25 protein-coding genes are annotated in these 26845 nt (G+C 71.2%); 11 read left to right on the top strand and 14 right to left on the bottom strand.

The window, feature by feature from the left end:
* Positions 1-130 precede the first annotated feature (130 nt).
* From FRCN3DRAFT_RS0232585 to FRCN3DRAFT_RS0232560, 6 genes are all read left to right on the top strand, one after another.
* Positions 131-1246 (top strand): NDMA-dependent alcohol dehydrogenase, encoded by a 1116-nt coding sequence (locus FRCN3DRAFT_RS0232585; RefSeq protein WP_007508012.1) that lies wholly within the window; start codon positions 131-133, stop codon positions 1244-1246.
* Between the two features lie 178 nt (positions 1247-1424).
* Positions 1425-2591 (top strand): Rv3169 family protein, encoded by a 1167-nt coding sequence (locus FRCN3DRAFT_RS0232580; protein ID WP_007508014.1) that lies wholly within the window; start codon positions 1425-1427, stop codon positions 2589-2591.
* Positions 2588-3787, top strand: coding sequence for a cytochrome P450 (locus tag FRCN3DRAFT_RS0232575; RefSeq protein ID WP_007508016.1), 1200 nt, complete (start codon positions 2588-2590; stop codon positions 3785-3787). The genes FRCN3DRAFT_RS0232580 and FRCN3DRAFT_RS0232575 overlap by 4 nt, the downstream gene beginning before the upstream one ends.
* 26 nt (positions 3788-3813) lie before the next feature.
* The gene (locus tag FRCN3DRAFT_RS0232570) at positions 3814-4914 is read left to right on the top strand and encodes a phosphotransferase family protein (protein WP_007508017.1); all 1101 of its coding nucleotides are present in this window, start codon (positions 3814-3816) and stop codon (positions 4912-4914) included.
* Between the two features lie 65 nt (positions 4915-4979).
* Entirely contained in the window at positions 4980-5840 is an 861-nt protein-coding gene (locus FRCN3DRAFT_RS0232565; protein WP_007508019.1) for an SDR family oxidoreductase, read from the top strand.
* Between the two features lie 43 nt (positions 5841-5883).
* Entirely contained in the window at positions 5884-6531 is a 648-nt protein-coding gene (locus tag FRCN3DRAFT_RS0232560) for a TetR/AcrR family transcriptional regulator (protein ID WP_035925467.1), read from the top strand.
* Between the two features lie 26 nt (positions 6532-6557).
* Here the strand turns inward: FRCN3DRAFT_RS0232560 and FRCN3DRAFT_RS0232555 are convergent, their stop codons facing one another.
* The 3 genes from FRCN3DRAFT_RS0232555 to FRCN3DRAFT_RS0232545 all read right to left on the bottom strand — a co-directional run bounded on the left by FRCN3DRAFT_RS0232555 (position 6558) and on the right by FRCN3DRAFT_RS0232545 (position 9335).
* Positions 6558-7361, bottom strand: coding sequence for an SDR family NAD(P)-dependent oxidoreductase (locus tag FRCN3DRAFT_RS0232555; protein WP_007508023.1), 804 nt, complete (start codon positions 7359-7361; stop codon positions 6558-6560).
* The gene (locus FRCN3DRAFT_RS0232550) at positions 7358-8101 is read right to left on the bottom strand and encodes a TetR/AcrR family transcriptional regulator (protein ID WP_425343327.1); all 744 of its coding nucleotides are present in this window, start codon (positions 8099-8101) and stop codon (positions 7358-7360) included. The genes FRCN3DRAFT_RS0232555 and FRCN3DRAFT_RS0232550 overlap by 4 nt, the downstream gene beginning before the upstream one ends.
* 310 nt (positions 8102-8411) lie before the next feature.
* Positions 8412-9335, bottom strand: a complete 924-nt coding sequence (locus FRCN3DRAFT_RS0232545; RefSeq protein ID WP_007508027.1) for an amidohydrolase family protein — start codon at positions 9333-9335, stop codon at positions 8412-8414.
* A gap of 197 nt (positions 9336-9532) precedes the next feature.
* On the opposite strand from FRCN3DRAFT_RS0232545, the gene FRCN3DRAFT_RS0232540 reads away from it, so the two are divergent.
* Positions 9533-10723: an amidohydrolase family protein gene (locus tag FRCN3DRAFT_RS0232540; RefSeq protein WP_007508029.1), complete on the top strand. Its 1191-nt coding sequence runs from the start codon at positions 9533-9535 to the stop codon at positions 10721-10723.
* Between the two features lie 106 nt (positions 10724-10829).
* On the opposite strand, the gene FRCN3DRAFT_RS47315 is transcribed toward FRCN3DRAFT_RS0232540, so the two are convergent.
* Positions 10830-12041, bottom strand: coding sequence for an ABC transporter substrate-binding protein (locus FRCN3DRAFT_RS47315; protein ID WP_007508030.1), 1212 nt, complete (start codon positions 12039-12041; stop codon positions 10830-10832).
* 215 nt (positions 12042-12256) lie between these two features.
* On the opposite strand from FRCN3DRAFT_RS47315, the gene FRCN3DRAFT_RS0232530 reads away from it, so the two are divergent.
* Positions 12257-13108 carry an SMP-30/gluconolactonase/LRE family protein gene (locus tag FRCN3DRAFT_RS0232530; RefSeq protein WP_007508032.1) on the top strand — a complete coding sequence of 284 codons (852 nt, stop codon included), beginning with the start codon at positions 12257-12259 and terminating at the stop codon, positions 13106-13108.
* Between the two features lie 60 nt (positions 13109-13168).
* On the opposite strand, the gene FRCN3DRAFT_RS47310 is transcribed toward FRCN3DRAFT_RS0232530, so the two are convergent.
* The gene (locus FRCN3DRAFT_RS47310; protein ID WP_232794221.1) at positions 13169-15082 is read right to left on the bottom strand and encodes a glycoside hydrolase family 2 protein; all 1914 of its coding nucleotides are present in this window, start codon (positions 15080-15082) and stop codon (positions 13169-13171) included.
* Positions 15083-15208: 126 nt separating this feature from the next.
* Between FRCN3DRAFT_RS47310 and FRCN3DRAFT_RS0232520 the strand changes: the two genes are divergently transcribed.
* The 3 genes from FRCN3DRAFT_RS0232520 (at position 15209) to FRCN3DRAFT_RS0232510 (ending at position 17966) form a co-directional block, all read left to right on the top strand.
* Positions 15209-15832 (top strand): DJ-1/PfpI family protein, encoded by a 624-nt coding sequence (locus tag FRCN3DRAFT_RS0232520; RefSeq protein WP_007508036.1) that lies wholly within the window; start codon positions 15209-15211, stop codon positions 15830-15832.
* A 154-nt stretch (positions 15833-15986) separates the two neighbouring features.
* Positions 15987-17288 (top strand): mechanosensitive ion channel family protein, encoded by a 1302-nt coding sequence (locus tag FRCN3DRAFT_RS47305; RefSeq protein ID WP_035925459.1) that lies wholly within the window; start codon positions 15987-15989, stop codon positions 17286-17288.
* 12 nt (positions 17289-17300) lie between these two features.
* Complete coding sequence (locus tag FRCN3DRAFT_RS0232510; protein ID WP_007515755.1) at positions 17301-17966, top strand: LuxR C-terminal-related transcriptional regulator; 666 nt, start codon at positions 17301-17303, stop codon at positions 17964-17966.
* A 45-nt stretch (positions 17967-18011) separates the two neighbouring features.
* Here FRCN3DRAFT_RS0232510 and FRCN3DRAFT_RS47300 read toward each other — a convergent pair whose 3' ends face one another.
* The 9 genes from FRCN3DRAFT_RS47300 to FRCN3DRAFT_RS0232465 form a co-directional block, all read right to left on the bottom strand.
* Positions 18012-18992 carry an isopenicillin N synthase family dioxygenase gene (locus FRCN3DRAFT_RS47300; protein ID WP_007515756.1) on the bottom strand — a complete coding sequence of 327 codons (981 nt, stop codon included), beginning with the start codon at positions 18990-18992 and terminating at the stop codon, positions 18012-18014.
* Between the two features lie 41 nt (positions 18993-19033).
* On the bottom strand, positions 19034-19807 hold the full coding sequence (locus FRCN3DRAFT_RS0232500; protein WP_007515757.1) for an SDR family NAD(P)-dependent oxidoreductase: 774 nt from the start codon (positions 19805-19807) through the stop codon (positions 19034-19036).
* Positions 19808-19913: 106 nt separating this feature from the next.
* Complete coding sequence (locus tag FRCN3DRAFT_RS54460; protein WP_027141138.1) at positions 19914-20384, bottom strand: LLM class oxidoreductase; 471 nt, start codon at positions 20382-20384, stop codon at positions 19914-19916.
* A 43-nt stretch (positions 20385-20427) separates the two neighbouring features.
* Positions 20428-21033 carry a helix-turn-helix domain-containing protein gene (locus tag FRCN3DRAFT_RS0232490; protein WP_007515759.1) on the bottom strand — a complete coding sequence of 202 codons (606 nt, stop codon included), beginning with the start codon at positions 21031-21033 and terminating at the stop codon, positions 20428-20430.
* 35 nt (positions 21034-21068) lie between these two features.
* Positions 21069-22724: an ABC transporter permease gene (locus tag FRCN3DRAFT_RS0232485; RefSeq protein ID WP_007515760.1), complete on the bottom strand. Its 1656-nt coding sequence runs from the start codon at positions 22722-22724 to the stop codon at positions 21069-21071.
* Entirely contained in the window at positions 22721-23398 is a 678-nt protein-coding gene (locus tag FRCN3DRAFT_RS47295; protein ID WP_007515762.1) for a hypothetical protein, read from the bottom strand. Before FRCN3DRAFT_RS47295 ends, FRCN3DRAFT_RS0232485 begins: the two co-directional genes overlap by 4 nt.
* A gap of 2 nt (positions 23399-23400) precedes the next feature.
* Positions 23401-24435, bottom strand: a complete 1035-nt coding sequence (locus FRCN3DRAFT_RS0232475; protein WP_007515763.1) for an ABC transporter substrate-binding protein — start codon at positions 24433-24435, stop codon at positions 23401-23403.
* A 298-nt stretch (positions 24436-24733) separates the two neighbouring features.
* Positions 24734-25609 carry an NAD-dependent epimerase/dehydratase family protein gene (locus FRCN3DRAFT_RS0232470; RefSeq protein ID WP_007515764.1) on the bottom strand — a complete coding sequence of 292 codons (876 nt, stop codon included), beginning with the start codon at positions 25607-25609 and terminating at the stop codon, positions 24734-24736.
* Complete coding sequence (locus FRCN3DRAFT_RS0232465) at positions 25606-26787, bottom strand: mandelate racemase/muconate lactonizing enzyme family protein (protein ID WP_007515765.1); 1182 nt, start codon at positions 26785-26787, stop codon at positions 25606-25608. The genes FRCN3DRAFT_RS0232470 and FRCN3DRAFT_RS0232465 overlap by 4 nt, the downstream gene beginning before the upstream one ends.
* Positions 26788-26845 lie beyond the last annotated feature (58 nt).

The raw sequence follows: 26845 nt of genomic DNA, 5'->3' as shown, positions 1-26845 counted from the left end.
CGGGGCGCCGGGTCGCAACAGAATCTATTGACTGTCTCATCCTGAGTCGATTGATTGATGCTGTCTCACCCTGCGGCCAGGCTTCGCCCGAGGTCGCACCACCGCGGGTTCACGAAAGGTGAGTCACGAGATGGTCAGCTCACGAGCGGCGCTGCTGCACGGCCCAGGTCGGGACTTCAAGATCGAGACGGTCGACATCGACGGACCCCGGGCCGGCGAGGTCCTGATCGAGGTGCGGGCCTGCGGCCTGTGCCACTCCGACGAGCACGCGCGCACGGGCGACATGCCGATGTCGCACTACCCGATAATCTGCGGCCACGAGGGCGCCGGTGAGGTGACCGAGGTTGGTCCGGGGGTCACCTCGGTCCGGCCGGGTGACCACGTGGCGATGTCGTTCGTGCCGTCCTGCGGCGTCTGCGGGCTGTGCCGCACGGGCCGGGCCTTCCTGTGCGACGAGGGCGCGAAGCTGTTCAGCCTCGGCATGATGACCGACGGGCGGATCGCCCACCGCGTCGGCGGCGAGCCCGTGGCTCGCTACTCCCAGCTCGGCGCGTTCTCCGAGCGTCAGCTGGTCGCCGAGACCTCGCTCGTCAAGATCGATCCCGAGGTGCCCTGGACGGTGGCCGCACTGGTGTCCTGCGGTGTCGCCACGGGGTTCGGCTCCGCGGTGAACCGCGCCGAGGTGAAGCCGGGCGACACCGTCGCCGTCCTGGGCGTCGGCGGCATCGGCGTCAGCGCGGTGCAGGGCGCGCGTATCGCGGGGGCCCGCCGGGTGTTCGCCGTCGACCCGGTGGAGTTCAAGCGCGACCAGGCGCTGCGCCTCGGTGCCACCCACGCGTTCGCGTCCCTGGACGAGGCAGCCGACCAGATCAGGCGGCTGACCGCGGGCGCGATGTGCGACGCGGTCATCTGCGCGTTCTCGGTGATGCGTTCCGAGCTGCTGGAGCCCGCACTGGGCCTCACCGGCAAGGACGGCACGTGCGTCATCACCGCGGTGGCGCCGGCGGGCCAGGCGCAGGCGGACGTCAACCTGTTCATGTTCGCGATGACGAACAAGCAGATCCGCGGCTGCCTGTACGGCTCGCAGAGCCCACGAGTGGCGATCCCGCGCCTGCTCGACCTGTACCGCGCGGGCATCCTGAAGATCGACGAGCTCGTCACCAGGACGTACACGCTCGACCAGGTCAACGACGGCTACGCAGACCTGGAGGCCGGTCAGATCCTCCGCGGGGCGATCGTCTTCTGAGCGCCAGCCGACGATCTCGATCCGGTCGGCCTCGATCTGGTCAGCGGCGTCCGGGGCCGCTGGCCGGTGCTCGCCCGCTTCTTGAAGAAGATGAGACATGAGTGCAATAGTGTGTTGCCATGCGACATGCTTGCCGTCGTGAGTCGCAGTCGTGCTGCGTCGTGAGGGGACGGGACAGATGGCACCTAAGGACATCGGAGCGCTGCGTGGCGCCGACGAGACCCTGAACCATCAGTTAGCGGACACGTTCGCCACCGTGGCGGAGTCCGATCTTGCCTGGACGGAGAAGATCTGGGGCTCGCTGGCGAGCGTCGACGGTTCGCTGCAGGTCGGCTTCGGGTTGGGGAAGTACCACAACCGGGGCATCATGGACGGCTTCGCGGGTGTCTCCCGGGGCCGTTCGCAGTGGACGGTCCGAGGTAGCCGGGAACTGCGCAGCGACCCGGAGGAGACGGCGGTCGGCCCGATCCACTACGAGATCGTCGCGTCGTTGGACCAGGTGCGGTTCCGGCTGGAGCCCAACGATGTCCAGCCCATCTCCTTCGACCTCGTCCTGTCCGGCGTGACTCCACCGTTCTTCGAGGACCGCAACCTCGTTCGCAACCGCCGCACCGGCCGGGTGGACGTCAACGTCGTCCGCTATCACCAGGGTGGCTGGGTGTCGGGCACCGTCACGGTCGACGGCGAGACCCACGAGGTCCGCCCAGAGGCGTGGTTCGGCTATCGGGACCACTCGTGGGGTGTCCGGCAGGCCGTCGGGGCGCCCCCGACGGATCTGATCCGGAGTCGGGCGCCGCGGCAGGAGACACAGGTCAAGGGCGGGATGAAATGGGCGCCGGCCTTCCTGCGCCGCCCCGACGGCTCGTACTACGAGACCGCCATCTTCATCGCCGAAGGCGTCTGGGGATACACCTCCGCGTATCTCAACGAGTCCGACGGCACCCAGCTGAAGATCCGTGAGGCCGAGCCGCGCATCGAGTACGACAGCCGTACGCGGTTCGTGAGGGGTGGGGAGCTGCACCTCACGATGGATTCCGGTGAGAAGCGGGTCATCGAGGTCGAGGCCCTCGGCGAGTCCGGCTTCTTCCTGAAGACCGGGGGATACGGATCCTGGGGCGGGCACATCCACGGGTCGTGGCTGGGAAAGCTGCACCTCGACGGCGAGTACTTCGAGGACTGCTGGAGCGACGAGAACCTGCGCGTCCTCGGCCAGCTTCGCGACACGCCGGTCCGGGTCCGGGAAGGCGACGCGGTGGGCTACGGCATCCTGGAGAGCCTCATCCACGGCGAGTGGCCCGAACTCGGCCTGACGGCTGCCTCCGACCACCAGGTGTCGTTCGCATGACGACCGGGACCGCCGCCGAAGAGCGGATCAACGTTCTCGACCCCGAGTTCTACGTGGACCCGTGGGAGGCGTACCGCTGGCTGCGCGACGAGGCTCCGGTCTTCTGGGACCCGGTACAGAAGCTGTGGGTCGTCTCCCGTTTCTCCGACGTCCTCGCGGTCGAGAAGGACGGCGCCCGGTACTCGTCGTTCTACGGCTCCCGGCCGCACATCGACCTGCGCGAAGACCGTTCCATGATCAATATGGACGATCCGGACCACCAGGACCAGCGCAACGTGGTGGCCCGGCGGTTCACCCCGCGTGCCATGCGTAGCCATGAACAGCACGTTCGCGGCGTCGTCGCGGAGATCCTCGACGCGGTGACGCCGCTCGGGGAGTGCGAGGCGATCGAGTCCATCGCCTCGCGGCTTCCGGCCATCGTGATCGGCGACCTGCTGGGATACCCGCGCGAGCTGTGGGAGAAGGTCCGGTACTGGTCGGAGCAGATCATGCTGCTGTCCGGCAAGACGTCACCGGACGGCCCGCCGCACGTCACCCACCCCGGGATCATCCCCGTCATCAAGGACTTCGTCGCGACCACCGTGCAGATCATCGAGGCCCGCCGGGCCGAGCCCCGCGACGACCTCATCTCGCTGTGGGTGACGACCCCGGGGTGGGACACCAAACGCGTTCTCGACGAGACCATCCTCGTGCTCGACGGCGGGGCGGAGACGACCCGGACCGTGATCGGCACGATGATCCGCGACCTGGCGCTGCACCCCGAGCAGCGGCGGCTGCTGCGCGAGCAGCCCGAGCTGCTCACGCACACGGCGGTCGAGGAGTTCATCCGGTGGGTGTCGCCCGTCCTCAACATGAGGCGCACCGCCACCGAGGACCACGAGCTGCACGGGCAGCACATCCGCTCGGGCGACCAGATCCTGCTGCTCTACTCGGCCGCCAACCGTGACCCGCGGGCCTTCACGGACCCGGACGTCCTCGACGTGACGAGAACGTCCGAGCGGCATGTCGCCTTCGGTTTCGGCACCCATGTGTGCCTGGGCGCCCACCTCGCCCGCCTCGAGATTCGCGTGATGTTCGAGGAGCTGCTGCGCAGGATGCCGGACTGGGAGCTGGTCGACCCGGACGAGCCCCAGATCCTGGCGGCCACCTTCGCCAGGGCCTACGACCGTATCCGCATCCGCTTCACCCCGAGCTGACCGGCGCGAAAGGAGCATGGCGAGCAATGCGAACCGAGGACGCTCTCGAGCTGCTCACCTTATGGTTCCGGGACCGGCTCGCGCCCGCGACCGACGTCCGCGTCGAGAACTCCAGCCGGGTCACCTTCGGTCACTCGGCCGAGATGCTCGCGCTGACGCTGGCCTGGCGCGCCGGCACCGAGCAGCGTCGCCAGGATGTCGTCCTGCGCCTGCGCCCGCCGTTTCCGGGCCTGCTGGAGCCGTATGACATGACCCGGCAGTTCACCATCCTGCGAGCGCTCGAGAAGACCGACGTGCAGAGCCCGGCGGTCCTGTGGCTCGACGAGTCCGGCGAGGTGCTGCGGCGGCCGTTCTACGTGATGGAGCGAGTGGTCGGGGATGTCTACGAGCAGGAGATACCCGAGTGGCTCGACGCGCGGCCCGCGACGATTCGACGCATGACGCTGGCACTCGTCGAACAGCTCGCCGCGATCCACTCGGTGGACCTCTCCGGCAGCGGCCTGGCCGCCCTGGGCGACGGCCGGACGTATGTCGACGACCAGCTCGACCACTGGACGGCCGAGATGCGCCGGGTCCAGCGCGACGAGCTCCCGGCGCTGGAGCGGCTGCTCACCGAGCTGCGGGACCGGAAGCCCGCGGCGTCCGAGCGGGCCACCCTGGTCCACGGCGACCCGAAACCCGGGAACTTCGCGTTCGTGGACGGCGAGGTCACCGGCGTCTTCGACTGGGAGATGGCCGGGGTCGGTGACCCACTCGCCGACGTCGGGTACCTCGACCTTCTCTGGAAGACGCCTGGCTTCTTCACGAGCCGGCCGTCGGCCCTCACCTCCGACGAGGCGGTCGCGTACTACGAGGAGCTCACCGGCATACCGGTCCGGCACCGGGAGTGGTACCGGGCGTTCCAGTCGTTCAAGACCTGCGTGATCCTCCTCGTCGGCGCCATGCTGTTCGACGCCGGCCACTCGGACGACCCGAGGTTCAGCCTCATGGGGCTGGGCATCGCGCCCTACGTCCGGCGGGCCCTGCGCGACCTCGGCATCGACGAGCGACTGCCCTCCGGACCCGTCGAGCCCCGGCCCGAGCGTGTTCAGGAAGCCCGCGAGAGGTCCGCGGGCCCGGCCCGCTGACAGCCCTCGGACATGCGCCGGCGTGCCGGCGATCAGACGAGTCGTGATCACAGGAAGACGGACACATGGACATGACGAACGAGGCCGACGGACTGTCGGTGCTGGTCTCGGGCGGCGGTACCGGCATCGGCGCGGGTATCGCGCGGCGGCTGGTGGCCGAGGGCGCCTGGGTCACGATCTGCGGCCGCACCGCGGACACCCTGCGGGCGACGGCGGACTCGATCAACGCCGACGCCGGCCGCGAGGCGGTCCAGTTCCACGTCGCGGACGTCACCAGCGAGCCGGACGTGCGGCAGCTCGTCGAGCTCGCGGCCGGTTGGCGCGACCGGCTCGACGGCGTGGTCGCGAACGCGGGCGGTGGTGGTGCCCTGGCCCCGCTGCACGCCCAGAAGGTCGACGAGTTCAACCGTGTCCTCACGCTGAACGTCATCGGCACGCTGCTGTTGGTCAAGCATTCGGTTCCGCTGTTCGCCGGCGCCGGCGCCGGTTCGTTCGTCGCCATCTCGTCGATCGCCGGACACGTGACGCACCCATACTTCGGTGCCTATCCGGTGGCGAAGGCGGCCGTGGAGGAACTGATCCGCAACGCCGCCGACGAGTACGGGGCGGCGGGCATCCGGTTCAACGCCGTCCGGCCGGGGCTGACGTCGACGGAGATCATGAGCTGGGCGAAGCCGGGCACGCCGGTCTACGAGAGCTACGACGAGAACACGCCGCTCGGGGGCGCCTCCGATGTCGACGACGTCGCGCAGCTGGTCAGCTTCCTGCTGTCGTCCCGCGCCGCCAGGGTCACCGGGCAGATCGTCAACGTCGACGGCGGCCTCTCCCTGCGCCGGGGCCCGGACTACTCGACCCTGGTCGCGCCCCGGTTCGGGGGTAAGGACGCCCTGCTGGGGAGGGCCGAGCCGGCCCGTACCGGCCCATGAGACGAGCCACGGACGGATGCCGCGCCGCCCCTACCATGGCTCCATGACAGCGGTCGCCGAGGAGGACGGCGCGGGCCAGCGCACCCCGGGGTGGTGGGGGAGCGACAGCGCGCTGCTCGACGACGAGGAGGCCCGCCGGCGCCTGGTCGCGGCCACGGGTCGCTGCCTCGCCCGGCGGGGCACCAGCCGGATCCGCGTCGAGGAGGTGGCCGTCGAGGCGGGCGTCTCCCGCTCCACGGTCTACCGATACTTCAAAGGCCGCAACGAACTGATCCTCGCCGTCCTGCTGAGCAGAGTGGACGTCGCCATGCAGGGCGTTCTCAGTTCACTTTCGCGGCCAGAAGACGCGTCGAGCTCGATCTGTGACGTGTTCCTGAAGTGCACGGACCTGATCAACGGAGACGCCATCAACGAGGCGCTCTTCGCCACGGGAAGCCGATCGCTGCCGGAGTCGTTGGAACTGACCGCGGAACCCATAGTGGACGCCGTGTATCGCCACCTCCGGCCGCTACTCCGACAGTGGCAGGACGGTCGGCAACTTGCCACCGACCTGGACCTCAGGGAGACCGTCCGGTGGATGATGGCCGCGGGCGTCATCATCATGAGCCCACCGTGGTCCGGCTGGTCGCCGGCACGGAAACGGGAGTTCGTCGACAGATACGTCGTGCGCGCACTCGTCGGCCCGGCCTGAGCAGGCTCGCCGCCTGCCGCCTGCCGTCAGGCCGAGCGCGGGGCGGGCGGCCTCATCGCGGCGACCATGTCGGGGTAACGGCGGGTCCGCGCGCCCCCGTCGACGCCGTACAGCGCGCCCGAGACGTAGGAGGCCTGGTCCGAGGCGAGGAAGTAGACGACATTGGCGATCTCGTCCGGCTCCGCGAACCGGCCGAGCGGCGCGTTGTCGACGAACTCCTCGACCAGACCCGGCAGGTGCCACAGCCCGCCGGTCAGCCCGGTGCGCACCAGCCCCGGGGCGACCGCGTTCACCCGGATGCCGTACCGCCCGAGCTCCAGCGCGGCGACCTCGGTGAGCGCCACGGCGCCGGCCTTGGCCGCGCAGTACGCGGCCACTCCGCGCCCGGGCTGCACCGCGTTGAGGCTCGCGACCGTGACGATCGCCCCGCCCCGCCCGGCGTCGCGCATGACCCGGCTGCCGTGCTTCACGGTCAGGAACGCTCCGTGCAGGCACAGGTCGACGACCCGTCGCCACGCGTCGAAATCGTGGTCCGGGATCTCGGAGAGATACCCGGCGCCCGCGTTGGCGACCACGACGTCGAGGCGACCGAAGGTGGCGACGGCCGTGTCGATCAGCGACGCCACGTCGTCCTCGACCGTCACGTCGCACCGGGCGGCGGCGAACACGTCCGGGCCGAGCTCGGCGCCGAGCGAGGCGAGACCCGCTTCATCGATATCCCCGCCCACGACCTTTCCGCCTTCGGCGGCGAACCGGCGTGCGACCGCTCGGCCGATGCCGTTCGCCGCGCCGGTGACGACGCCGACCCATTCCGGGGGTGTGCCGCTCATCGCTCTTCCTTCCCCGTGGAGGAAACCGGAGGATTGTCTTCGTCTGGTGCCGGCTCACCGCCCTGACGGGGATTACGCGGTGGGTGTTTGATGCCGAGGGCGTTGAGCCAGATGCGGGTGAGTTCGTCGACGGCCTTGTCGGTGTCGAAGGCGACGGGGTCGTGGGAGTTGAAGAGGAGTTCGGCGAAGTAGGCGACCATGCCGCCGAGGGCCTGGGCGGCGTAGGCGGGTTCGACGTCGGGGTCGGCGAGGTGGTCGTGTTGGAGTTGGCGGATGCGTCGTTCGATGCTGTGGGCGAAGGCGTCCTGGCGTTGGAAGCGGATGCGCCAGACGTCGACGTCGATGGTGGCGACCTGGTGGATGACGCGCATGATGCCGGCGTTGGCGGCGTAGGTGCGCAGGTAGTGCTCGTTCGCCGCGCGGATGCGTTCGACGGGGTCACCGGCGCCGGCGCTGCCGGCGCTGACGGCGAGCAGGTCGAGCTCGACGGAGTCGACGACCTTGCGGAAGATTTCTTCTTTGGAGACGAAGTAGGTGTAGAAGGAGCCGTGTGAGGTGCCGGCCTCGTCGCAGATGTCGGCGACGCGGGCGTGCAGGAAGCCGTCGCGTTCGAAGACGGCCCGGGCGGCGTCGAGGAGTTGGTCGCGGGTTTGTCGGCCGCGGCTGGTGCGGCCGGTGCCGCGCCGTTTGGCTCTGGTCTCTCCCTGCCAGCCGCGGCTGGCGTTGGGAATGGAGGCCATTTGCTCGACGGGTCTGGTCCCTTCAGACACTGCAGTCCTCTCCGACGACATGAACCGTGGCACCCCTGATTTCGGCTACCTGTCGTTCGGGGACAGGATCGTGCGCGCGGCAATGATGTTTGCCCTTGATGGGCCGCCGTTCCGACCGGTGCCACAGTCGTTCGGGAGCCCGGCTCGCGGTGGTGATCAGTCGCTGCTGGGGGAAATCGAGCCTAGCAGCGTCGACCCGACCTCACCGCCGATCGTGACCAGCCGGGCCACCCGGTGCTACGACCTCCGAGGCGCCTCGCGGCGCGGCTCCCTCCTCTCCTCACCGCTCCTGCCCGGTGGTCAGACCGAGGACGCGGGCGGCGTTGTGGCGCAGGAATTTGGGCCAGACGTCGTCCTTGAAGCCGACGTGGGGCAGCTCGGCCATGATGCGGTCGAGGGTGAGGCCCATCGGGAAGTAGCCGCCGTAGAGGATCTTGTCGGCGCCGCGGGTGTTGGCGTAGTCGATGATGTTCGCCGGGTAGTAGCGCGGGGCGAACGCACTCGTGGAGTAGTACAGGTTCGGCCATTTGAGCATGAGCTTCACGGCGAGATCGGTCCACGGCTCGGCGCCGTGGCGCATCACGAAGACGAGGTCGGGGAAGTCGTACATGACCTGGTCGATGAGCTCGACGCGCTGCGCCATGGACGGCACGCGGGGCCCGGCGATGCCGACGGTGACGAAGATGGGGATGCCGAGCTCGACGCACTTGGCGTAGATCGGGTACATCTGGGGCGCGTCGATGGGGACCTGGGGCTGGCCGCCGTGCGGGAAGACGGCCGCCGCCCGGACGCCCCATGTCTCGTGCGCGCGGACGAGCTCGCGGATGCCGGCCATCCCCTTGTTCGGGTCGCAGGTCCACGATCCGGTGAAGCGGCCGGGATGGTCGGTCAGCGCCCGGCCGGCGACCTGTTCGTTCGCGCTCACGCTTACCAGCGCGATCTCGATGCCGTGCCGGTCCATCTCACCGAGCACGAGGTCGACCGGGTCGACGTCGTCGGGGACGTGGCTGGCGGGGATGTCGTGGAACATGTACTGCGCCGGCATCGCGAACTCCTCGCGTGACTGCCGGTCGCGCAGCACCGCGCGGATCTGCTGGTAGAGCGCGGCGGGATCCTGCGGGAACCCGACCATCGTGTCGATCACCGCGACGTCGAACGGCCGGGGCCGCGCGGCGGACGGGTCCGACGGGAGGGTTGGGGCCACCTCGGCACCTTTCGTGACAGCTGCTGTCGGGACGGGCGCGGCCAGGACGGCCGCCCTGGGCCGGGAGCCGGCGCCGGCCGGACGTCGCCGCGCCTGGGAGCGCCCGGCGGCCGTCGCCGGTGGACGGCTACGACCATAGCCATGATCATCAGTAATGTCGACATCGATATTGACAAATCGACCAACGGGGCGGTCTCATGGCAGGCGTGGGACAGGACGCGTGGATCTTCGACTTCGACAGTCACTACTACGAGGCGCGGGATGCGTTCACCCGGCACCAGGACCGCTCGCTGGGCAGTCGTGGGGTGCGGTGGGCGGAGATCGACGGGCGTACCCGGCTGATCGTCGGGGGCAGGGTCAACAACTACATCGCGAATCCCACGTTCGATCCGGTGGCCCGGCCTGGGGCGCTGTACTCGTGGTACCGCGGGAACCCCGAGCGTAAGAGCATTCGGGAGGCGTTCGGGGCGCTGGAGCCGATCCGGGCGGAGTACCGGGACCGGGACGCCCGGGTCCGGGCCCTGGACAGGCAGCGCGTCACGGGCAGCCTGCTGTTCCCGACGCTCGGGGTCGGCCTGGAGGAGGCCCTCAAGGACGACCCGGACGCGGCGGCGAAGGTCTTTCACGGTTTCAACCGGTGGCTGGCGGAGGACTGGGGCTTCCGGTATCAGGACCGGCTGTACGCGGTTCCGTACGTGCCGTTGCTGGATCCGGTGGGCGCTGTGACGGAGCTGCGCGCGGTGCTGGACGCCGGGGCGGTGGCGGTGAACGTCCGCAACGCGCCGGTGCCGGTGCCGGGTGGTTTCCGGTCGCCGTTCGACCCGGTGTACGACGGGTTCTGGGGGCTCGCCGCGGAGGCGGGTGTGGTGGTCGCGACCCATGCCGGTGTCGACGGCTACGACGCGCTGGTGCAGATGTGGGAGCCGGGCCGGGAGGAGCAGTCGGTCCTGCGCTCGCCGCTGCGCGGGGTGCTGACGAAGGGCCGCGCGGTCGGCGACTTCTACGGCGCCGCGCTCTGCCATCTGATCTTCGAGCGTTTCCCCGGGCTGCGGATGGCGAGTGTCGAGAACGGGGCGAGCTGGATCCCGGACCTGTTGCACCGGCTCGACGACGTGGCCGGCCGCAATCCCGGCTACTTCAAGGAGCATCCCCGCGACGTGTTCGGGGAGCACGTCTGGGTCACCCCGTTCTGGGAGGACCAGGTCGACGCCCTGCTCGCCGACGTGCGGGTCGACCGGCTGCTGCTCGGTTCCGACTGGCCGCACGCGGAGGGCGTCGCCGAGCCCGTCGACTTCGTCACCGAGTCGCTCTCCAGCCTGCCCGCAGGCGACGTCCGGAAGATCTCCCACGACAACGCGCTGGAGGTCCTGGCCCTCTCGGCGGCCTGACCACGTTGTCTGATTGGCGTTGCCTGGCCGCCTGGCCGCCTGGCCGCGGGAAACCGGCCGCGGGTTGTCGCCCCCCGCGGCCGGTTCGCCTCGCGGCTGCCGGTTGCTACTGGTCGAGCCGGTGACCGCACCAGCGGTCGCGGCCCGTGGGGTCGCGGACGATGTCGTAGCCGGTGCCGGCGGGATTGACGCGCATGAAGGTGTAGCAGGTGGCGAGCTGGCCCCAGTCCTTGGTCATGTCGACGGGGCCGGGCAGCAGGCCGCCGGCGTCGTAGGTGCTGGCGCGCAGGGTGTCGATGAACTGGGCGCGGGTCGGGCAGGGGCCGGCCTTGTCCAGGCCGTAGAGGAACAGGTCGGTGAGGATGTAGGTGACGAGAGCGAGCTCCTGGTCGGGCGGCTGGAGCTCGGGGGCGTAGCTGCTCACCGCCTTCAGATAGTTCTGGTGGGCTGGTCCGCCGATCTCGAAGGGGATGTAGTTGACGGCGGCGGTCAGTCCGCTGAGCGTCTGGCCGTATGTCTTGAGCAGCGACTTGTCGTAGCCGCTGGGCGCGAGCACGACCTTCATCGGCGCGCCCGCCTCCTGGAGGCCGCGGACGACCTCGGCCAGGTCGGTGCCGGCGAAGGCCGCGGTCACGACGTCGGCGCCGGCCTGCTTCAGCTGCTGGCCGAGCTGGACCGGGTTGGTGCCGTCCGGGCTGTAGACGAACCGGCCGGGCACGGTCGGGATCCCGGCCGCGGCCAGGCTGGCGCCGATCTTCGCCCCGATGTCGTTGCCGGACGGGGTGAGGTCGTTCTGGATGATGGCGGCCCTGGTGCCGCCCTGGGCCTTCGCGAAGTCGCCGAAGGTCGAGACCGGCGGGCCGTCGCTGTACAGGTACGCGTAGGCGAACATGTTCCGGTAGGCGTGGTCCGCCCAGAAGGCCTCGGCCGGAATGCCCGTGACCGGGACGCCGTGCTCACGCAGGTAGCCGGCACCCTGGGCGGCGGCGATGGACGCCTCGACGAGCCCGAAGACCTTCTGGTCCTCGACCAGGCCGCGGACGACCGCGAGGTTCTGGTCGGGCGCGCTGGCGTCGTCGCGCCAGGTGTAGGCCAGCTTGCGGCCGTGGATCCCGCCGGCCGCGTTCGCCTCCTCGAGCCGCGCGACGAACCCGCCCCTGGCGGCGGTCAGCGAGGTCGAGCCCGCGCCGCTGCCGGGATAGACGAAGCCCAGCTGGATCTGGTCGTCGCTGAATCCGGGTGTGGTGCAGCCGGTGGCCGGGCCGGGGCCGCTACCCGCGTCGGCCCCGCCGGAGGCGGTGCAGCCCGCGGCCAGCACCGCGACCAGGGCGGTGATTAGCGCCGTCGGCCTCGACCCGCCACTTCGAGGCCCGAGCCGAACAAGGCGCGCGGAAAACCGAGTTCTGTGCACTGACAAGCCAGCTCCCTACCCTGCTGTCGACATTGACGTCGACCTCGATGTCCGCGAACCTTAGCGAGCTGGTGGTGGCATGGTTACGACGGGGTGGGCTACAGGAGATACGGGAGGCGACCATGACAGTGCTCGAGACCGATGCCCGGCCGGCCTTGCTCGCCGACGGGTTCGTGTTCACCGAAGGCCCCCGCTGGCATGACGGCAGGCTCTGGTTCTCCGACATGCACGGCGAGGCGGTCTACACGTCGACGCTGGCCGGCGAGGTAATCCCCGTGCTCCGTACACCGGGAAGGAAACCGTCGGGCCTTGGTTTCCTCCCGGACGGCTCGGCGCTGGTCGTGTCCATGGCCGAGCGGGAGCTGCTCCGGCTCGCCTCGGACGGGTCGTTTTCCGTGCACGCCCGGCTCGGCGATCTCGTCGACGACGAGCTGAACGACCTGGTCGTCGCCGCCGACGGCACGGCCTTCGTCGGCACCTACTCGCTCGAACCGGACACCGGCGCCCTGCTGCGGGTCACGCCCGACGGCCAGGTCTCGGTCGCCGCGGCGAGGATGAGCTTCCCCAACGGCACGGTGATCTCGCCCGACGGCCGGACCCTGACGGTCGCCGAGTCCAAGCGACGTCAGCTCACGGCGTTCGACCTCGACGCCGGCATGAACCTGAGTGGGCGCCGCGTCGTCGCCACCACGCCCGACGCCGCCCCCGACGGGATCGCCCTGGACGCGCTGGGCGGTATCTGGGCCGGGTTCCCCCTCGCGCACGAGTTCCGCCGGATACTGCCCGGAGGTGAGATCACGGACCGTATCCACCTCGGGGAGCGGATGGCGATCGCGTGCACACTGGGCGGTCCGGACCGCCGCACGCTGTTCCTCCTCTCGGCCCGCGACTGGAACTCCGCGGCTCTCGGCGGCGCCAGGACGTCCGTCATCGAGACGGTGCGGGTCCGCGTTCCGGGTGACGGCCTGCCCTGAGCGCGGCCGGTCTCGCGGCAGCACTCGGGCGCAAGGAACGGCTGACCCAGGCCCGCGGGATCACCCCGCGTCGCTCCCGGTGGCGGGGGAGATGGCGCGGGTGGTGTCGTACAACCGCTGGTGGGCGGCGCGGACCCGGTCGGGATCGACCTTGAGGACGGCGCGGTCGTAGGTCAGCAGGCCGTTGTACTCGCCCTCGACGTCCGTCGCCTGCGTGTAGATCGCGATGCTGAGGCCCTGGTCCCGGACGAGGGCGCACAGCTCGTCGACCATTCCCAGGTAACGGTCGGTCAGCCGGTCGCGCGAGGCGGCCCATTCGTAGCTGAACCCGTCGGCCGCGTGCCAGGTGTGACCGGTCACCGCCAGGCCGATGCCGCCGAACTCGCCGAGCGCGCGGCAGCGACCGGCCGAGGCCGCGACGGCGGCCGGGCCGGGGTAGGCGTGCAGGTCGGCGACGTCGCCGGCTCCCGCGTCGACCCAGTGGTTTCCCGGGTCCGCGCTGCCGCTGTTCTCACTGATCAGGCGGGTCGCGTCGAGGTCCCGAACCGTCTGGGCGATGCGCTGGACGTCGTACTGCCCCCAGCCCTCGTTGAACGGCACCCACCCGATGACGGACGGGAAGCCACGGCACTGCTCGACGAGTGCCCGCAGCTCGGCCTCGAACTGCCCACGGGCGGCCTCGTCCGGCTCCCGGTCGTGCGGCATGGACGGCATGTCCTGCCAGACGAGCATGCCGAGCCGATCCGCCCAGTGGTACCAGCGCGCTGGTTCGACCTTCGCGTGCTTGCGGATGCAGGTGAAGCCGAGCTCCTTCGCCACCTCGATGTCGCGCCGCAGGGCGTCGTCCGTCGGCGCGGTGTACACCCCGTCCGGCCAGTAGCCCTGGTCCAGCGGCCCGAAATGGAGGACGAACCGGCCGTTGAGCAGCGGCCGGGGCTCGCCGGACACCTCCGTCACCTCGATCGACCGCATCCCGACGTAGCTGTCCACCCTGTCGGGCCCCGGGGACCGGTCGTCGGCAAGCGTCACGGTCACCCCGTAGAGAAAGGGGTCCTCGGGCGACCAGGCCCGGACGTCCGGGATCGCCACCGTGAACGGCCGGCCGCTGACCCCCGTCCCGGCGGCCACCGTCGCGGCTTCGGCCGCCAGCCCGGCGCGCACCTCCACCCGGACGGGCACCGCGACGTCCGGGGCTGCGACGTCGGGGGCTGCGACGTCGGGGGCCGAGCTTCGGGCCTGGTCCGGGCCCATGTCCGGCGCCGGCCGTGGGTCGGCATCGACCGCGTTCACGACGACGTGAACGGCGCCCGCGGCCAGATCCGGGGTGAGCGTGAGCCGGGAGACGTAGCGGGGCGGCGTCCGGTCTAGCCAGACCGTCTGCCAGATTCCCGAGACCGAGGTGTAGAAGATCCCGCCAGGGTGCCGGCGCTGCTTGCCCAGCGGTTGCCCGCCCCGATCAGTCGGGTCGAGGACGTGGACGAGCACCTCTTCCTCGCGCCCGGTCAGGTGGGGCGTGATGTCGAAGCTGAAAGCGTCGTAGCCGCCCCGGTGCGCGCCCACCGCGACGCCGTTGACCCACACCCGGCATTCCCAGTCGACGGCGCCGAAGTTGAGGTGAACCCGGTCGGCCGCCCAGTCGGGCGGCACCTGGAAGGTGCGGCGGTACCACATCCGCTCGTGGGGCTCCCCGATGCCGGACAGCGCGGACTCGACCGGGAACGGGACCAGGATGCGGCGAGGCAGCCGCCGGCCCACGGGTGGTTCGCCGTGACCGCCGCGACCATCGAGGTCAGCGAGGTCATCGAGATCGCCGAGGCCCGCTGGGCCTGCCGGCCCTCGTTCCCCCCGGAACTCCCAGTGGCCGTTCAGCGATAGCCAGGACGACCGCGCGAGCTGCGGGCGCGGGTACTCCGGCAGCGGACTGCTCGTGGTGGCCGCGCGCGACCAGGCGGTCCTCAGCCTTCTTCCGAGCACCCTCCGAATGCTAGAAGATTTCGCCCGCTCGCCCGGCGTCTATGGACAGAGCGAAAAGGGGCACGACCCGAGCTGGTGGGCCCGGTACGGTCCGGGTATCGGGGCCGGCTGCAGGGGAGGCAGAAGATGGTCGTGCGGGTCGCCGTCCTGACGTTCGACGGGTTCAACGAGCTGGACAGCTTCGTCGCCGCCGCGATCATCAACCGATGCCGTCCGGACGGGCTCACGGCGTACATCACCACCCCGACGCCGGTCGTCACCTCGATGAACGGCGTCGAGGTGACCGGCCAGCGCCCGCTCGACTTCGCCGCGGAGGCCGACGTGGTGCTGGTCGGAAGCGGAATCAGGACGCGGGACGTGATCCAGGACGACCACCTGCTCGGATCGTTCTCGCTGGACGCGACCCGGCAGCTGATCGGTTCGCAGTGCTCCGGTGCCCTGGTTCTGGCCCGGCTGGGCCTCCTGGCGTCGATTCCGACGTGCACGGACGTCACCAGCCGCCCGTGGGTGGAGGCGTGCGGCGTCCAGGTGGTGGACGCGCCGTTCCGCGCGGTCGGGAACATCGCCACGGCGGGCGGCTGTCTCGCGTCGCAGTACCTCGCCGCCTGGGTGATCAGCAGAACGCTCGGTGAGGCGGCCGCCCGCGCCGCGATCGACTACGTGGCCCCGGCGGGGGAGAAGCGGGAAACCGTCGACCGGGTCTTCTCCGTCCTGCGCGCGGGCGACAAGGAACCCGCGGCTCGACCGTGAGCCAAGGCTGCTATCGCTACCGCTACCGCGGTGGCGGCTGTGGCGGCCATCACGTGTTGATCCGGAGCAAACCGGGGCAGAGCCGAGGGAGTCGTTCAAAGCGGCAGGCCACGCCATGCCGTGCCGGCGGAAACCAACCTCGGGAGCCGTGCCCGTGAGCAGTCCCTCCGCGATGTCCCTGCCCGCCCTCGACTCGACGCCCGCGGTGCTCGTCATCCTCGCCGTGGCCGGCACCGCAGGCTTCCTGCTGGCGTTCGTCCTCGACTGGCTCGTCCGGCGCGCCGGACGGCACTACGAGATCGCCGCGGACATGTCCCGGCGCGGCCGGCGGCCCCTGCGGATCACCGCGGTCCTGCTCGGCCTGCTCGTCGCGGCGAACGCGGCGCCGCGCGAGGACTGGACCCTGGCGCTCATCCGGATCCTCGGGCTCGCGCTCATCGGGGGGTTCGCCTGGCTGACCACGGTCGCCGCGTTCGTGCTCGAGGATCTCGCGCTCGCCCGCTACCGGACCGACGTCGCCGACAACCGGCACGCCCGCCGGGTCCGCACCCAGGTCACGCTGGTGCGCAGGATCACCACCGCCGTCATCACGGTCATCGCGGTCGCGGCGATGCTGATGACCTTCCCGAGCGTCCGGGTCGCCGGCGCGAGCATCTTCGCGTCCGCCGGCGTCGTCGGCATCGTCGCGGGCCTGGCCGCGCAGACCTCGCTGGCCAACATGTTCGCCGGCCTGCAACTGGCGTTCACCGACGCGATCCGGGTCGACGACGTCGTCGTCGTCGAGGACGAGTGGGGACGCATCGAGGAGATCACCCTCACCTACGTCGTCGTGCACATCTGGGACGACCGTCGGATGATCCTGCCGTCGACCTACTTCACGACGACACCGTTCCAGAACTGGACGAGGCGGGAGTCCGCCGTCCTCGGCGCCGTCGAGCTCGACCTCGACTGGAGCGTGCCCACGGAGGACCTGCGCGCGCAGCTGCACGAGGTCCTGGCTGGTACGGAGCTGTGGGACGGCCGGGTCGCCGTCCTGCAGGTGACCGACGCGGTCGCCGGATACGTGCGGGTCCGCGTCCTGGTCAGCGGGAAGGACGGGCCGACGGTCTTCGACCTGCGCTGCCTGGTGCGCGAGGCGATGGTGCGGTGGCTGCGCGAGAACAGCCCGGCGTCGCTGCCGCGGACCCGGATCGAGCCGCCCTACCCGGACCTCGTCAAGAGCCCGGGACGGCCGGGCTCACCCGCCGCCACCGGGACGGCGAACGGGCATCGGACCGGCGAGCGCGTGGCCGTCGGCGTGGCCGCGGGCCGCGGGCCGGACGGCGAGCGCGGCGCCGCGACGGGGCCGCCCCGCGCGGGCGCGCCCGACGGCGGCGACGCGCGGCTGTTCGGCGGCAACCTGGAGGCGGAACGGCGGTCTCGGACCTTTAGCGAGACCGCCGAGACGGATCCGTGATACGTCCTACAGGTGACGGGCGGAGCATCCAGACCGATCACCGTCGCGTTGGTCGACGACTATGACGTGGTGCTGGCCGGCGTAGCCCGCATCCTGGCGCCCTATCTGGATCGCGTCCTCGTCGTCGAGATCGACACGAACCGCCCGGTCGCCCAGGACGTCGACATCGTGCTGTACGACTCCTTCGCCCAGCCGGAGGCCGGCGGCGAGGAGATCGCGGACATCCTCGCGAACCGGCACACGGGCCGGCTCGTCATCTACACCTGGAACTTCCACACGAGCCTGGTCGAGGGTGCCCTCGCCCGGGGCGCGAGTGGCTACCTGTCGAAGACGCTCACCGGCCGCGAGCTCGTCTCCGCGCTCGAGGCCGTGCACGCGGGCGACATCGTCGTGAGCCCGTCGCCGCGCTCCCGCGCCACCACCGGCCAGGACTGGCCGGGCCGGAACGAGGGCCTCACCGAACGGGAGGCTGAGGTCCTCGCACTGATCACCCAGGGGCGCAACAACCTCGAGGTCGCGAAGATCACCTGCCTGAGCCCGAACACGGTGAAGTCCTACATCCGCGCGCTCTACCGCAAGATCGGTGTGGCCAGCCGCTCCCAGGCCGTGCTGTGGGGCGTCAACCACGGATTCGCCCCGGACCACCACCGCATCCAGTCCTGGCGTGCCATCCCCTGAGCCCGCGAGGCGTGCCGGAACGGCGGCCCGCGAGGCGCGCCGGGCTCAGGCGTTCGCGGGCTCGGCGTAGGTGTTGGTCAGGACGTACTTCTCCATGAACTGGCGCTGCCAGTCGTAGGCGGTGACCGGCTCGAACCGGGGGCCGTCCGCGCCGACCATCGTCGGCACCGGGGCGACGACCGTGTCGACACTCGGCAGGAAGAACATGGCGATCGACTGCCGCTGGTTGGCCGGGGTCGGGCCGGCGACGACGCGGTGGACGGTGGCCGGGTAGCGCCCGTTGGTCCACCGGCTGAGCAGGTGGCCGATGTTGATGACGAAGGCGTCCTCGCGCAGCGGCACGGTGATCCATCCGCCGTCGAGGCCGCGGATCTGCAGGCCCTCGTAGTCGCCCCGCTGGTGCAGCACCGTCAGCCCGCCGGAGTCGGCGTGCGGTGTGAGCAGGACGTCCTCGTGGTCGGCGCGGGTGGGCTGGGGCGGGTAGAGGTTGGCGGAGAACAGCGTGACGTCCTTGGCGAACGGCGCGGCGAAATGGTCCGCGGGCAGGTCCAGGGCCTGGGCGAACAGCGACATGAGGGTACGCGCCAGTTCGCGGGTGGCCTCGGCGTACCGCCGCCAGGTGGCCCGGAAGCCGGGCATCGCCTCGGGCCAGACGTTGGGCACGAAGTAGTCGGGGTGCCCGCCGACGGCGCCGTCGGCCTCGGCGGCGGCCAGGTCGTCGTAGGTGATGAACTGCAGCGCCCGGTTGAGGACGCGGCCCTGGCCGTCGATCTCCTCGAAGAGGCCGCGCTGGCTGGCCCGCGGCCGGACCAGGGCGCGCCGCTCGTCGTCCGGCAGCGCCGCGATCTGGTCCATCGTGGCGTACGCGGCCTCGACGAGGGCAGCCGGGACGCCGTGCCCGACGACCTGCAGGAAGCCGACCTCGGCGAGGGCCCGGCGCAGCTCGGCCACGACCGGGGCCGTGTCGGCGCCGGCGAGCACCTGGCCCAGGTCGATCACGGGGATCTGGATCTGGATCTGGTTCATGTTTACTGCCTTTCGGGTGTCGGCCGGCGGCGCCACCGGCGTCAGGCCGCGCCGCCGTTCGGGGTGATCGTCTCAGCGGTGACGTGGTCGGCGTCCGGGGACAGCAGGTAGGCGACGGTGGCGGCGACGTCCTCGTCCCGGGGCAGGCCGAGCAGGAAGATGCCGGCGAGCGTCTCGCGGGTGGCGTCGTCGGCCGGTCCGCCGTTCATGTCGGTGAAGTGGATCCCCGGGGCGACGAGGTTCACCGTCATGCGCGGGGCGAGCTCCGCCGCGAGCGCCTGGGTGAAGCCGACCAGCCCGGCCTTCGCGGTGACGTAGTGCACGGCGCCGATCTTGGCGCGGCCGGTGGCGGTGACGATCCCGCTGCCGATGTTGACGACCTTGGCGGCGATCCGCCGGCCGGGCAGTGGCGCCAGCGTCGACGTGCCGGCGCGCAGGCACTCGCGGGTGACGAGGAACGCCGAGCGCAGGTGAGAGGTCATCATCTCGTCCCAGCTGGCGACGTCCATCTCCTCGACCGAGGAGCGGCTCATGATCCCGGAGTTGTTGACCAGCAGCCGGACCGGGCCCGCCTCGGCGACGATCCGCGCGACCATGTCCCGCACGGCCTCCTCGTCGGTCGTGTCGGCGCCGATCGCCAGGGCGCTGCCGCCGGCGGCGCGGATCCCGGCGGCCACCTCGTCCGCGAGGTCCTGGCGGGCGCGGTAGTTCACGACGACGGTCGCCCCGTCGGCGGCGAGCCGGCGGGCGATCGTGGCGCCAAGCCCCCGGCTGGAACCGGTGACCAGGGCGACGTGGCCGGAGAGGACAGGCACAGCAGGCTCCTCAGCGATCTGGGGACCGGTACCGGTACCGGGCTCGGCCCCGGCCCGGGGCCAGAGGGCGCGTGAGCGGAGATCATTTCGCGAGTCCTCTGGCCCGCTAGGCGAGTGCGGCGCGCACGGCGGCGGGCCGCGCCAGCCCGTAGTGGCCGCGCAGCGTCGTGGCGGTGTACTCGGTGCGGAAGATGCCGCGTCGCTGCAGCTCGGGCACGACCAGCTCGACGAAGTCGGCGAGGCTCTCGGGCAGCAGCAGCGGCATGAGGTTGAACCCGTCGGCGCCACCGCTCTCGAACCAGGCCTGCATCTCGTCGGCGATGTCGCCCGGGGTGCCGACGACGAGATGGTGGCCGCGGGAGGCGGCGAAGCGGGCGGCGAGCTGGCGGATGGTCAGGTCCTCGCGGCGGGCCATCGTGACGATCATGTCGAACCGGCTCTGCCCGCCCTCGGTGCCTGCGCCGACGTCCGGCAGCGGGCCGTCGACCGGGTGGCCGGTCAGGTCGAAGTCGAGCAGGACCGACAGCTGCCCGATGCCCTGCAGGAACGCGTTGAGGTGCATCATCCGGCCGGTCACCGCGCCCGACCCGGGAGCGGGCAACCGGAGGCCGGGGAACGTGTCAGGCGTGCGGGTTGTGGCCGGCCTGCACCACCAGTGCCCGGGCGGTGCGGCCAGCGCAGGCGCGCCAGCGGTGCCTTACCCCGCCGGAGAAGTAGAGGACGTCGCCGACGCCGAGCAGGTGCGTGCCCTCCGCGTCGAGGTCCACCTCGAGCTGGCCCGAGAGGAGGTAGATCATCTCGGCGGTCTCGTGCTCGAAGTACTCCTCGTAGCGGCCGGAGGTGACCGTGAACTCCACCGGGTACATTCCGCGGGTCCCCGACACCAGTGGCCGGGTGACCCCCAGGGCGTGCCGATGGACCTGCCCCTCCCCGCTGCGGCGCAGCGACACCCGTGGCGCCGTCGAGTCCTCCCCGGCGGCGGCGAGCAGGCCGGGCGCGGTGCTGCCGAGCGCCCGGGCGATCCGGTGCAGCGACTCCATGCTCGCCCTGGTCAGCCCGCGCTCGAGCTGGCTGAGGAACGGGTTCGACAGCTTGGAGAGGTCGGCGAGCTGGACCAGGGTGAGCCCCTGCTCGCGCCGCAGCTTCCGGATCACCGCCCCCAGCCGGATGCCGATGTCTCCGAAGGCATCCGCGGGGCCCGGCTGGACGGACTGGGGCTTCTGCACGGCGACTCACGTTATCTCCCGCGGGTACCCGGCGCTCATGCCCTGGCACCGCCCGTGGCGCCCACCAACGTGCCCGGGACCGCGGCACGCGCCGGCTCGGACGCGGCGGTCGCGGCGGGCTGGCCGTTGAAGCGGAGCATCACCGCCTTCTCCAGCAGCCCGATGCCGATGTAGAGGACGGCGGACAGGCAGGTCACGACCACGACCTCCGACCACAGCGTCAGGTAGTCGGACTGGACGAGCGCCTGCACCGTGCCGTAGCCGAGGCCCTGGCCGGTGGCGAGCCATTCGGCGAGCAGCGCGCCGGTGATGGCGAGTGGGGCCGCGGTGCGCAGCGAGACGAACAACGCCGGCAGCGCGGTCGGCGCCTGCACCTTGCGCAGGGTCTGCCAGCGGGACGCCCCGAGGGCGCGCATCATGGCGGTCGCGTCCCGGGAGGAGGTGGCCAGCGCGTCGCCGACGTTGACCAGCGTCGGGAAGAAGGTGACGGTCCCGGCGATCACCGTGACGCCCAGCAGCCCGCGGCCGAAGATGAGGACGATGACCGGCGTCATCGCGACCAGCGGGATGGAGCGCATCGCCAGGGCGACGCCGATCAGTGACCGTTCGACGACCGGCCAGAGGTAGAAGGCGACGGCGACGACGACCGCCACCCCAGCGCCGCCCGCCAGGCCGATGAGCGCGTCCTTGGCCGTGGTCCCGGCCTGGCCGAGGATGTCGCCGATCGGCGCGTCCTTGCCGGTGAGGTACTCCCAGACCTGCGGCGGGGTCTTGCCGATGAACGACGAGACGCCGAAGGCGACGAGGAACAGCCACCAGATCGCCAGCACCGCGACGAACGAGGCGACGGTGGTGCCCACCGAGCCCACCGCCCGGGCGGCCAGGCCGCGGTGGCGCCCGGAGGTGGAGGCGGTGGAGGCCTGCACGTCGCGCACGTTCAGCTCGCCCGCCCAGGGCAGCAGCCGGCGGCCGGCGAACCCGATCAGCCAGTAGAGGACGCCGGCGACGACGGTGGCGGTGACGGCGGTCGCCCAGGTCCGCTCCACGTTGAAGCCCTGCTGAGAGTTGATCATCAGGACGCCGAGGCCGTCGTCGGCACCGATGTACTCGCCGATGATCGCGCCGAGCAGCGCCGCCGGGGCGGCGATCTGCAGGCCGAGGAACAGGCTCGGCAGGCCGGCGCGCAGCCGGACCTTGCGCAGGGTGGCGACCCGGCCGCCGCCGGAGGCGGAGACGACCGCGAGCCAGGTCCTGTCGACGCCGCGCAGGCCGGTGGCGAGGTTGATCAGGGTGGTGAAGAAGACCGCCATGCCGGCGAGCACGATCCGGGACGTGCCCGACGAGAACACGATCGCGAACACCGGGCCGATCGCCACGATCGGCAGGCAGTAGGACACCACGCCGATCTGCAGCAGAACCCGTTCGACGGGGGGAACGACCAGGGCCAGCATGGCGGCGGCGACGGCGAGCAGGTTGCCCCACAGCCAGCCCTGGGCGGCCGCGCCCAGCGTCGCCCTGGCCGAGTTCGCGTAGAGGCTCAGCCCGTCGGAGCCGAACTGCCGGGCGACCTGCCACGGTCCCGGCAGGCCACTGTCGCGTCCGACCAGCACGCTGCCGAGGAGCTGCCAGACGGCCAGCACGACGACCGTGCCGGCCAGGCCACTGGCCGTCCGCCCCCATCGCCGGGTCACCGCTCGCTCATCTCCGTGAGGACGTCGTCGGTCGACAGGTCCGCGGGCGGAGCCTGCGGCTTTGTCTCGGTCGCCGGCGCGGCGGCCGGCTCGTCGGGTTCCGCGGGCGCGCCCATCGCCTCGCGGACGTACTGGCTCCACGGGGATCCGGCCGGGTCGAGCTGGTTCTCGAGCCGGTAGCCGCCGGCCGCCCACCAGAACCGCTGGTCGCGGCCCATCCGCACGCCGCGGCGGGTGTGGTGGTCGACGTGCATGTCCTTGACCTCGACCCGCCGCTCGCCGCGCTCGGTGACGGTCTTCGCCCAGAAGGCCAGCTCCATGGTGGTGCGGTCCTTCTTCGCGGCGGCCAGCAGGCGGACGGCGTGGACGGAGTACATGAACCGCTCGATGTCGACGGTCTGCCGGATCCGCTGGTCGTTCATCGCGGCCAGCAGCATCGGCGCCTCGGGCAGGCCCATGCCGACGTCCTCGACGGCGATGATCTCGAGCCGCCGCCACAGCAGCTCCTCGGTCTGCGGACCGGTCTCGAACAGCTCCCAGGCGGCGAGCACCGCCTCCTCGACCAGGCCGCGGCGGATCGACTTCTGCAGGACGGACCGGATCTCGTCGACGCGGAAGCCGTTCACCGTGACCGCGCGGCTCCAGATGTCCTCGTGCTGGTCCGGGCTGGGCATGGTCAGCTCACCGTCGCCTTGCCGCCGTAGACCTCTTCGAGGACGGAGGTGTCGAACAGGTCCGGCTTCGCGGTGATGCCCGCTGCGGCCAGCGACGTGATGGTGCCCGCGATCAGCTCCTCGCTCATGGTGCTCAGGCCGTGCGCCTTGGTGTCGTCGGTAACCATGATCGCGTTGGTGGACGCGGCGCACTCCTTCTGCTCCGCGAGCTCCAGGCCGTTGCCCTTGCCGTAGGTGTTCACGGTCAGGTCGGCGACGAGCTGCGGGTCGGCGACGGCGTCCTGCCAGCCCTTGAGGTCGGCCTTTAGGAAGCGCACGATCTGGTCGCGCTTGGTCTTGTCGGTCAGCGAGTCGGCGCGGGCCGTGTAGGTCGCGGTCATCACCTCGTAGCCGAAGTCGGCCAGCAGCATGACGACCGGCTCGGTGCCCTGCTCCTTCATCCGGATCACGTCGTCGTTGACGTAGGCCCAGAAGCCGTCGACATCGCCGGAGACCACCGGGGTGATGTCGAACTGGACGGGGACCTTGGTGAGCGTCGACGCGTCGACTCCCGCCAGCTTGAGGAACGCGGCCCAGGCGACCTCGTTGGAGGCCTGGATGCCGATCTTCTTGCCGGCCAGGTCCGCGGGTGTACGGATCGGCTTCTCCGGCCGGGACATGATGCAGAACGGGCTCTTCTGGTAGTTCGCCCCGATGATCTTCAGGTCGGCGCCCTTGGCGACGGCGTTGGCGGTGAAGTCGGGCGAGCTCTGTCCGAGGAGCGCCTTGCCGGACTGGATGATCGGGTCGACGGCGGTGTTCGGGCCGCCCGCGAGCAGGTCGACCGCCAGGTTCTGCGCCTTGAAGTAGCCCTTGCTGTCCGCGATGTACTCGCCGCCGAACTGGAAGTTCTTGATCCAGCTGAACTGGTAGCTGATCTTCGTGAGACCGCTCGAGGTGGTCGACGACGAGTCGTCGCCGCAGGCGGCCAGCAGTGGCCCGACGGCGGCGACACCGGCGGCGCCGAGCCCGGCGCGAAGGAACGAACGGCGGTCCATGATGGCTTGCTCCCTGGAGGTCGAGGAGGAGGCCGGCCGGCCTCGTTCTTCGTGCCACGTTCTTCGTGCCACGAAATTCTTCGTGACATGAAGATTCCAGGACCTGGTTGCGCCGCGATTTCTCGACAGTTGCACCCCCGTACCGACCGCGACCGTGTCCGAGCACACATCGACCGTCGGTAAAGGCCCAGGTCGGGACGGTCGCGGTGCTTCGGACGGCCCGGACGGCCCGGTGCTCGGAGGGTCGCGGCGTTCTGGACGGCCTCGGCGCTCAGCCGGGGCGCGGCACCCGCCAGGGTCAGCGGGCCTGCCCCTGCGCGTCCAGGTGGTCCCGCCAGGAGCGGCGCGGGTCCCAGTCGAACAGCTCCCGTGCCCGGGCGATCGAGTAGCCGGACGCGTCCGGCCGCTCCAGCTCGCGGACCTGGACCGTCGGGTAGTGCCGCGCGACCGCCGCCCGCAGGTCCCGGCCGCCGATGTTGTCCGGCTGGGCGGCCAGTACCACCCGGTGGCCGGCCGAGTCCGCCTCGGCGGCGAGCACGACCAGCTCCGCCAGGTCGTCGAGATCGACGTAGGACCAGAACACCGGGCTCGGCAGGTCCGGGTCCCGCACGAACGGGCCGAGGTTGCGCTCGTAGTTGCCCGCCGACTGCACCCACGCCGGCCGGATCGACACCGCCGTCACCGCGGACCGCGCGACGAGCGCGTCGCACAGCTGCTCGGCGAAGTACTTGGCCTGCGCGTAGGGGTCGAGCGGCAGGTTCGGGTGCTCCTCGTCGATGGGGCAGTAGTCCGGGATCCGTGGCACCGGCGCGAAGGTGAACCCGGGGACGCTGTCGCTGGAGATGTTCACCAGCCGGGCCGCGCCGCCGTGGGCGCACGCCTCGACCATGTGGAAGGCGGACGTGACGTTGTTCGCGAACACCGTGTGCGCCGGGTTCTGGCGCGGCTCGGGGATGGCCGCCGCGTGCACCACCACGTCGAAGCCGCGCACCACGGCGAACGCGTCGCCCGCGTCGGTCAGGTCGGCCTGGATGTAGGGGAGCTCGCCGGGCAGGGCGCTGTCGTAGACGGGCGCGCCGCGGTCGGTGCCGACGACGTCGTGGCCGGCGGCGACCAGGGCCGCCGCTGACGCGCCGCCGACCTTGCCCCGCACACCGGTGACGAGGACCCTCACGCGGCACCCCCGGACAGTCCCAGGGGCGAAGGCCGCCGGGCGTGCGAAGATAGATCATTTTCGCGCGCCCTTTGGCCCCCGACCAGCGAGGCCAGCGCCAGGTCGACGTCGTAGCGGATGCCGAGGCCAGGGCGGTCGGGGATCGCGACCTGCCCATCGACGATCAGGTCCAGGCCCGCCTCGAAGTCCGGCGAGAACGCGGCGAGCACGGGCGCCAGGTGGAACGGGAACTCGAGGATGTCCGCGGTCGGCGCCGCCCCTGCCAGCTGCAGGCAGGCGGCGAAGCCGATCGGGCCGTTGTGGTAATGCAACGCCACCCGTGCGCCGTAGTGCGGCCCCACCCGCGCGATCCGGTAGGCGTCCGCGAACCCGCAGATCGCCGGGTCGGGCTGGATCACCGATGCCTCGCCGGAGGTCAGCACGTCTAGGGCGTCGTCCAGGCTGTACAGGTGCTCGCCGTAGGCGATCGGCACCGGCGACCGGCGGGCCACCCGCTGGATCGCGCCGTGGCGGCGCTGCGGCAGCGGCTCCTCGAGCCAGCGCACCCCGACCGCGGCGAGCGCGTCCGCGACGTAGGCCGACGTCGGGCCGTCCAGCCAGCCACTCGTGTCCACGAGCAGCTCATAGTCGTCGCCGAGCCGGTCACGCAGCTGCGCCATGACGGCCACCGCCCGGCGCGGGTCCGGCCCGATGCGCATCTTCACCGAGCGCACGCCGCGCTCGACCAGCGGCGCGAGCCGCTCCAGGTGGTAGTCGACGTCGTGCGCGTCGAGGAACGGGCTGCTGCCCGCGTAGACCGGGATCCGGTCGCGCACCCGGCCGAACATGGCGGACAGCGACCGGCCGGTCCGCTGCCCGACGAGATCCCACAGCGCCATCTCCACCGCGCTGCGCGCCTGCGCCGCCGACCACGTCTCGCCCAGCTCGCGGCGCACCCCGGTGCGCAGCCCGTCGATCAGCGCGTCGATTCCGTCGACCTCCCGGCCGAGCAGGCGCGGCGCGAACGCGTCCTCGACGACGGCGGCCAGCACCCGCGGGTACGAGACGCCGAAGCAGTCACAGGCCTCCCCGTAGCCCACCAGCCCCTCGTCGGTCTCGACCCGGACCACGAAGAAGCTCATCTGGGTGAGCGCCGCGGGGTAGGTGAGCGGCAGCGGGACGATACGGGTGATCTTCACAGGCGTGGGTCTCTTCCATGCTCAGGTCCAGGTCGGCGCCGGCAGGCCACCGGCGCGG

Origin of the sequence: Pseudofrankia saprophytica, assembly GCF_000235425.2 — a bacterium.
Taxonomy (GTDB): Bacteria; Actinomycetota; Actinomycetes; order Frankiales; family Frankiaceae; genus Pseudofrankia; species Pseudofrankia saprophytica.
This window is presented reverse-complemented; position numbering and strand designations above follow the sequence as displayed.

What these genes read in the sequence shown, in the direction of transcription:
- FRCN3DRAFT_RS0232555 (WP_007508023.1), bottom strand. Translation starts at nt 7,361, where the DNA reads ATGAGCGGCACACCCCCGGAATGGGTCGGCGTCGTCACCGGCGCGGCG.
- FRCN3DRAFT_RS0232530 (WP_007508032.1), top strand. Translation starts at nt 12,257, where the DNA reads ATGACAGTGCTCGAGACCGATGCCCGGCCGGCCTTGCTCGCCGACGGG.
- FRCN3DRAFT_RS0232550 (WP_425343327.1), bottom strand. Translation starts at nt 8,101, where the DNA reads ATGGCCTCCATTCCCAACGCCAGCCGCGGCTGGCAGGGAGAGACCAGA.
- FRCN3DRAFT_RS0232475 (WP_007515763.1), bottom strand. Translation starts at nt 24,435, where the DNA reads ATGGACCGCCGTTCGTTCCTTCGCGCCGGGCTCGGCGCCGCCGGTGTC.
- FRCN3DRAFT_RS0232540 (WP_007508029.1), top strand. Translation starts at nt 9,533, where the DNA reads ATGGCAGGCGTGGGACAGGACGCGTGGATCTTCGACTTCGACAGTCAC.
- FRCN3DRAFT_RS0232560 (WP_035925467.1), top strand. Translation starts at nt 5,884, where the DNA reads ATGACAGCGGTCGCCGAGGAGGACGGCGCGGGCCAGCGCACCCCGGGG.
- FRCN3DRAFT_RS0232520 (WP_007508036.1), top strand. Translation starts at nt 15,209, where the DNA reads ATGGTCGTGCGGGTCGCCGTCCTGACGTTCGACGGGTTCAACGAGCTG.
- FRCN3DRAFT_RS0232575 (WP_007508016.1), top strand. Translation starts at nt 2,588, where the DNA reads ATGACGACCGGGACCGCCGCCGAAGAGCGGATCAACGTTCTCGACCCC.
- FRCN3DRAFT_RS47295 (WP_007515762.1), bottom strand. Translation starts at nt 23,398, where the DNA reads ATGCCCAGCCCGGACCAGCACGAGGACATCTGGAGCCGCGCGGTCACG.
- FRCN3DRAFT_RS0232585 (WP_007508012.1), top strand. Translation starts at nt 131, where the DNA reads ATGGTCAGCTCACGAGCGGCGCTGCTGCACGGCCCAGGTCGGGACTTC.
- FRCN3DRAFT_RS0232565 (WP_007508019.1), top strand. Translation starts at nt 4,980, where the DNA reads ATGGACATGACGAACGAGGCCGACGGACTGTCGGTGCTGGTCTCGGGC.
- FRCN3DRAFT_RS0232580 (WP_007508014.1), top strand. Translation starts at nt 1,425, where the DNA reads ATGGCACCTAAGGACATCGGAGCGCTGCGTGGCGCCGACGAGACCCTG.
- FRCN3DRAFT_RS47300 (WP_007515756.1), bottom strand. Translation starts at nt 18,992, where the DNA reads ATGAACCAGATCCAGATCCAGATCCCCGTGATCGACCTGGGCCAGGTG.
- FRCN3DRAFT_RS0232570 (WP_007508017.1), top strand. Translation starts at nt 3,814, where the DNA reads ATGCGAACCGAGGACGCTCTCGAGCTGCTCACCTTATGGTTCCGGGAC.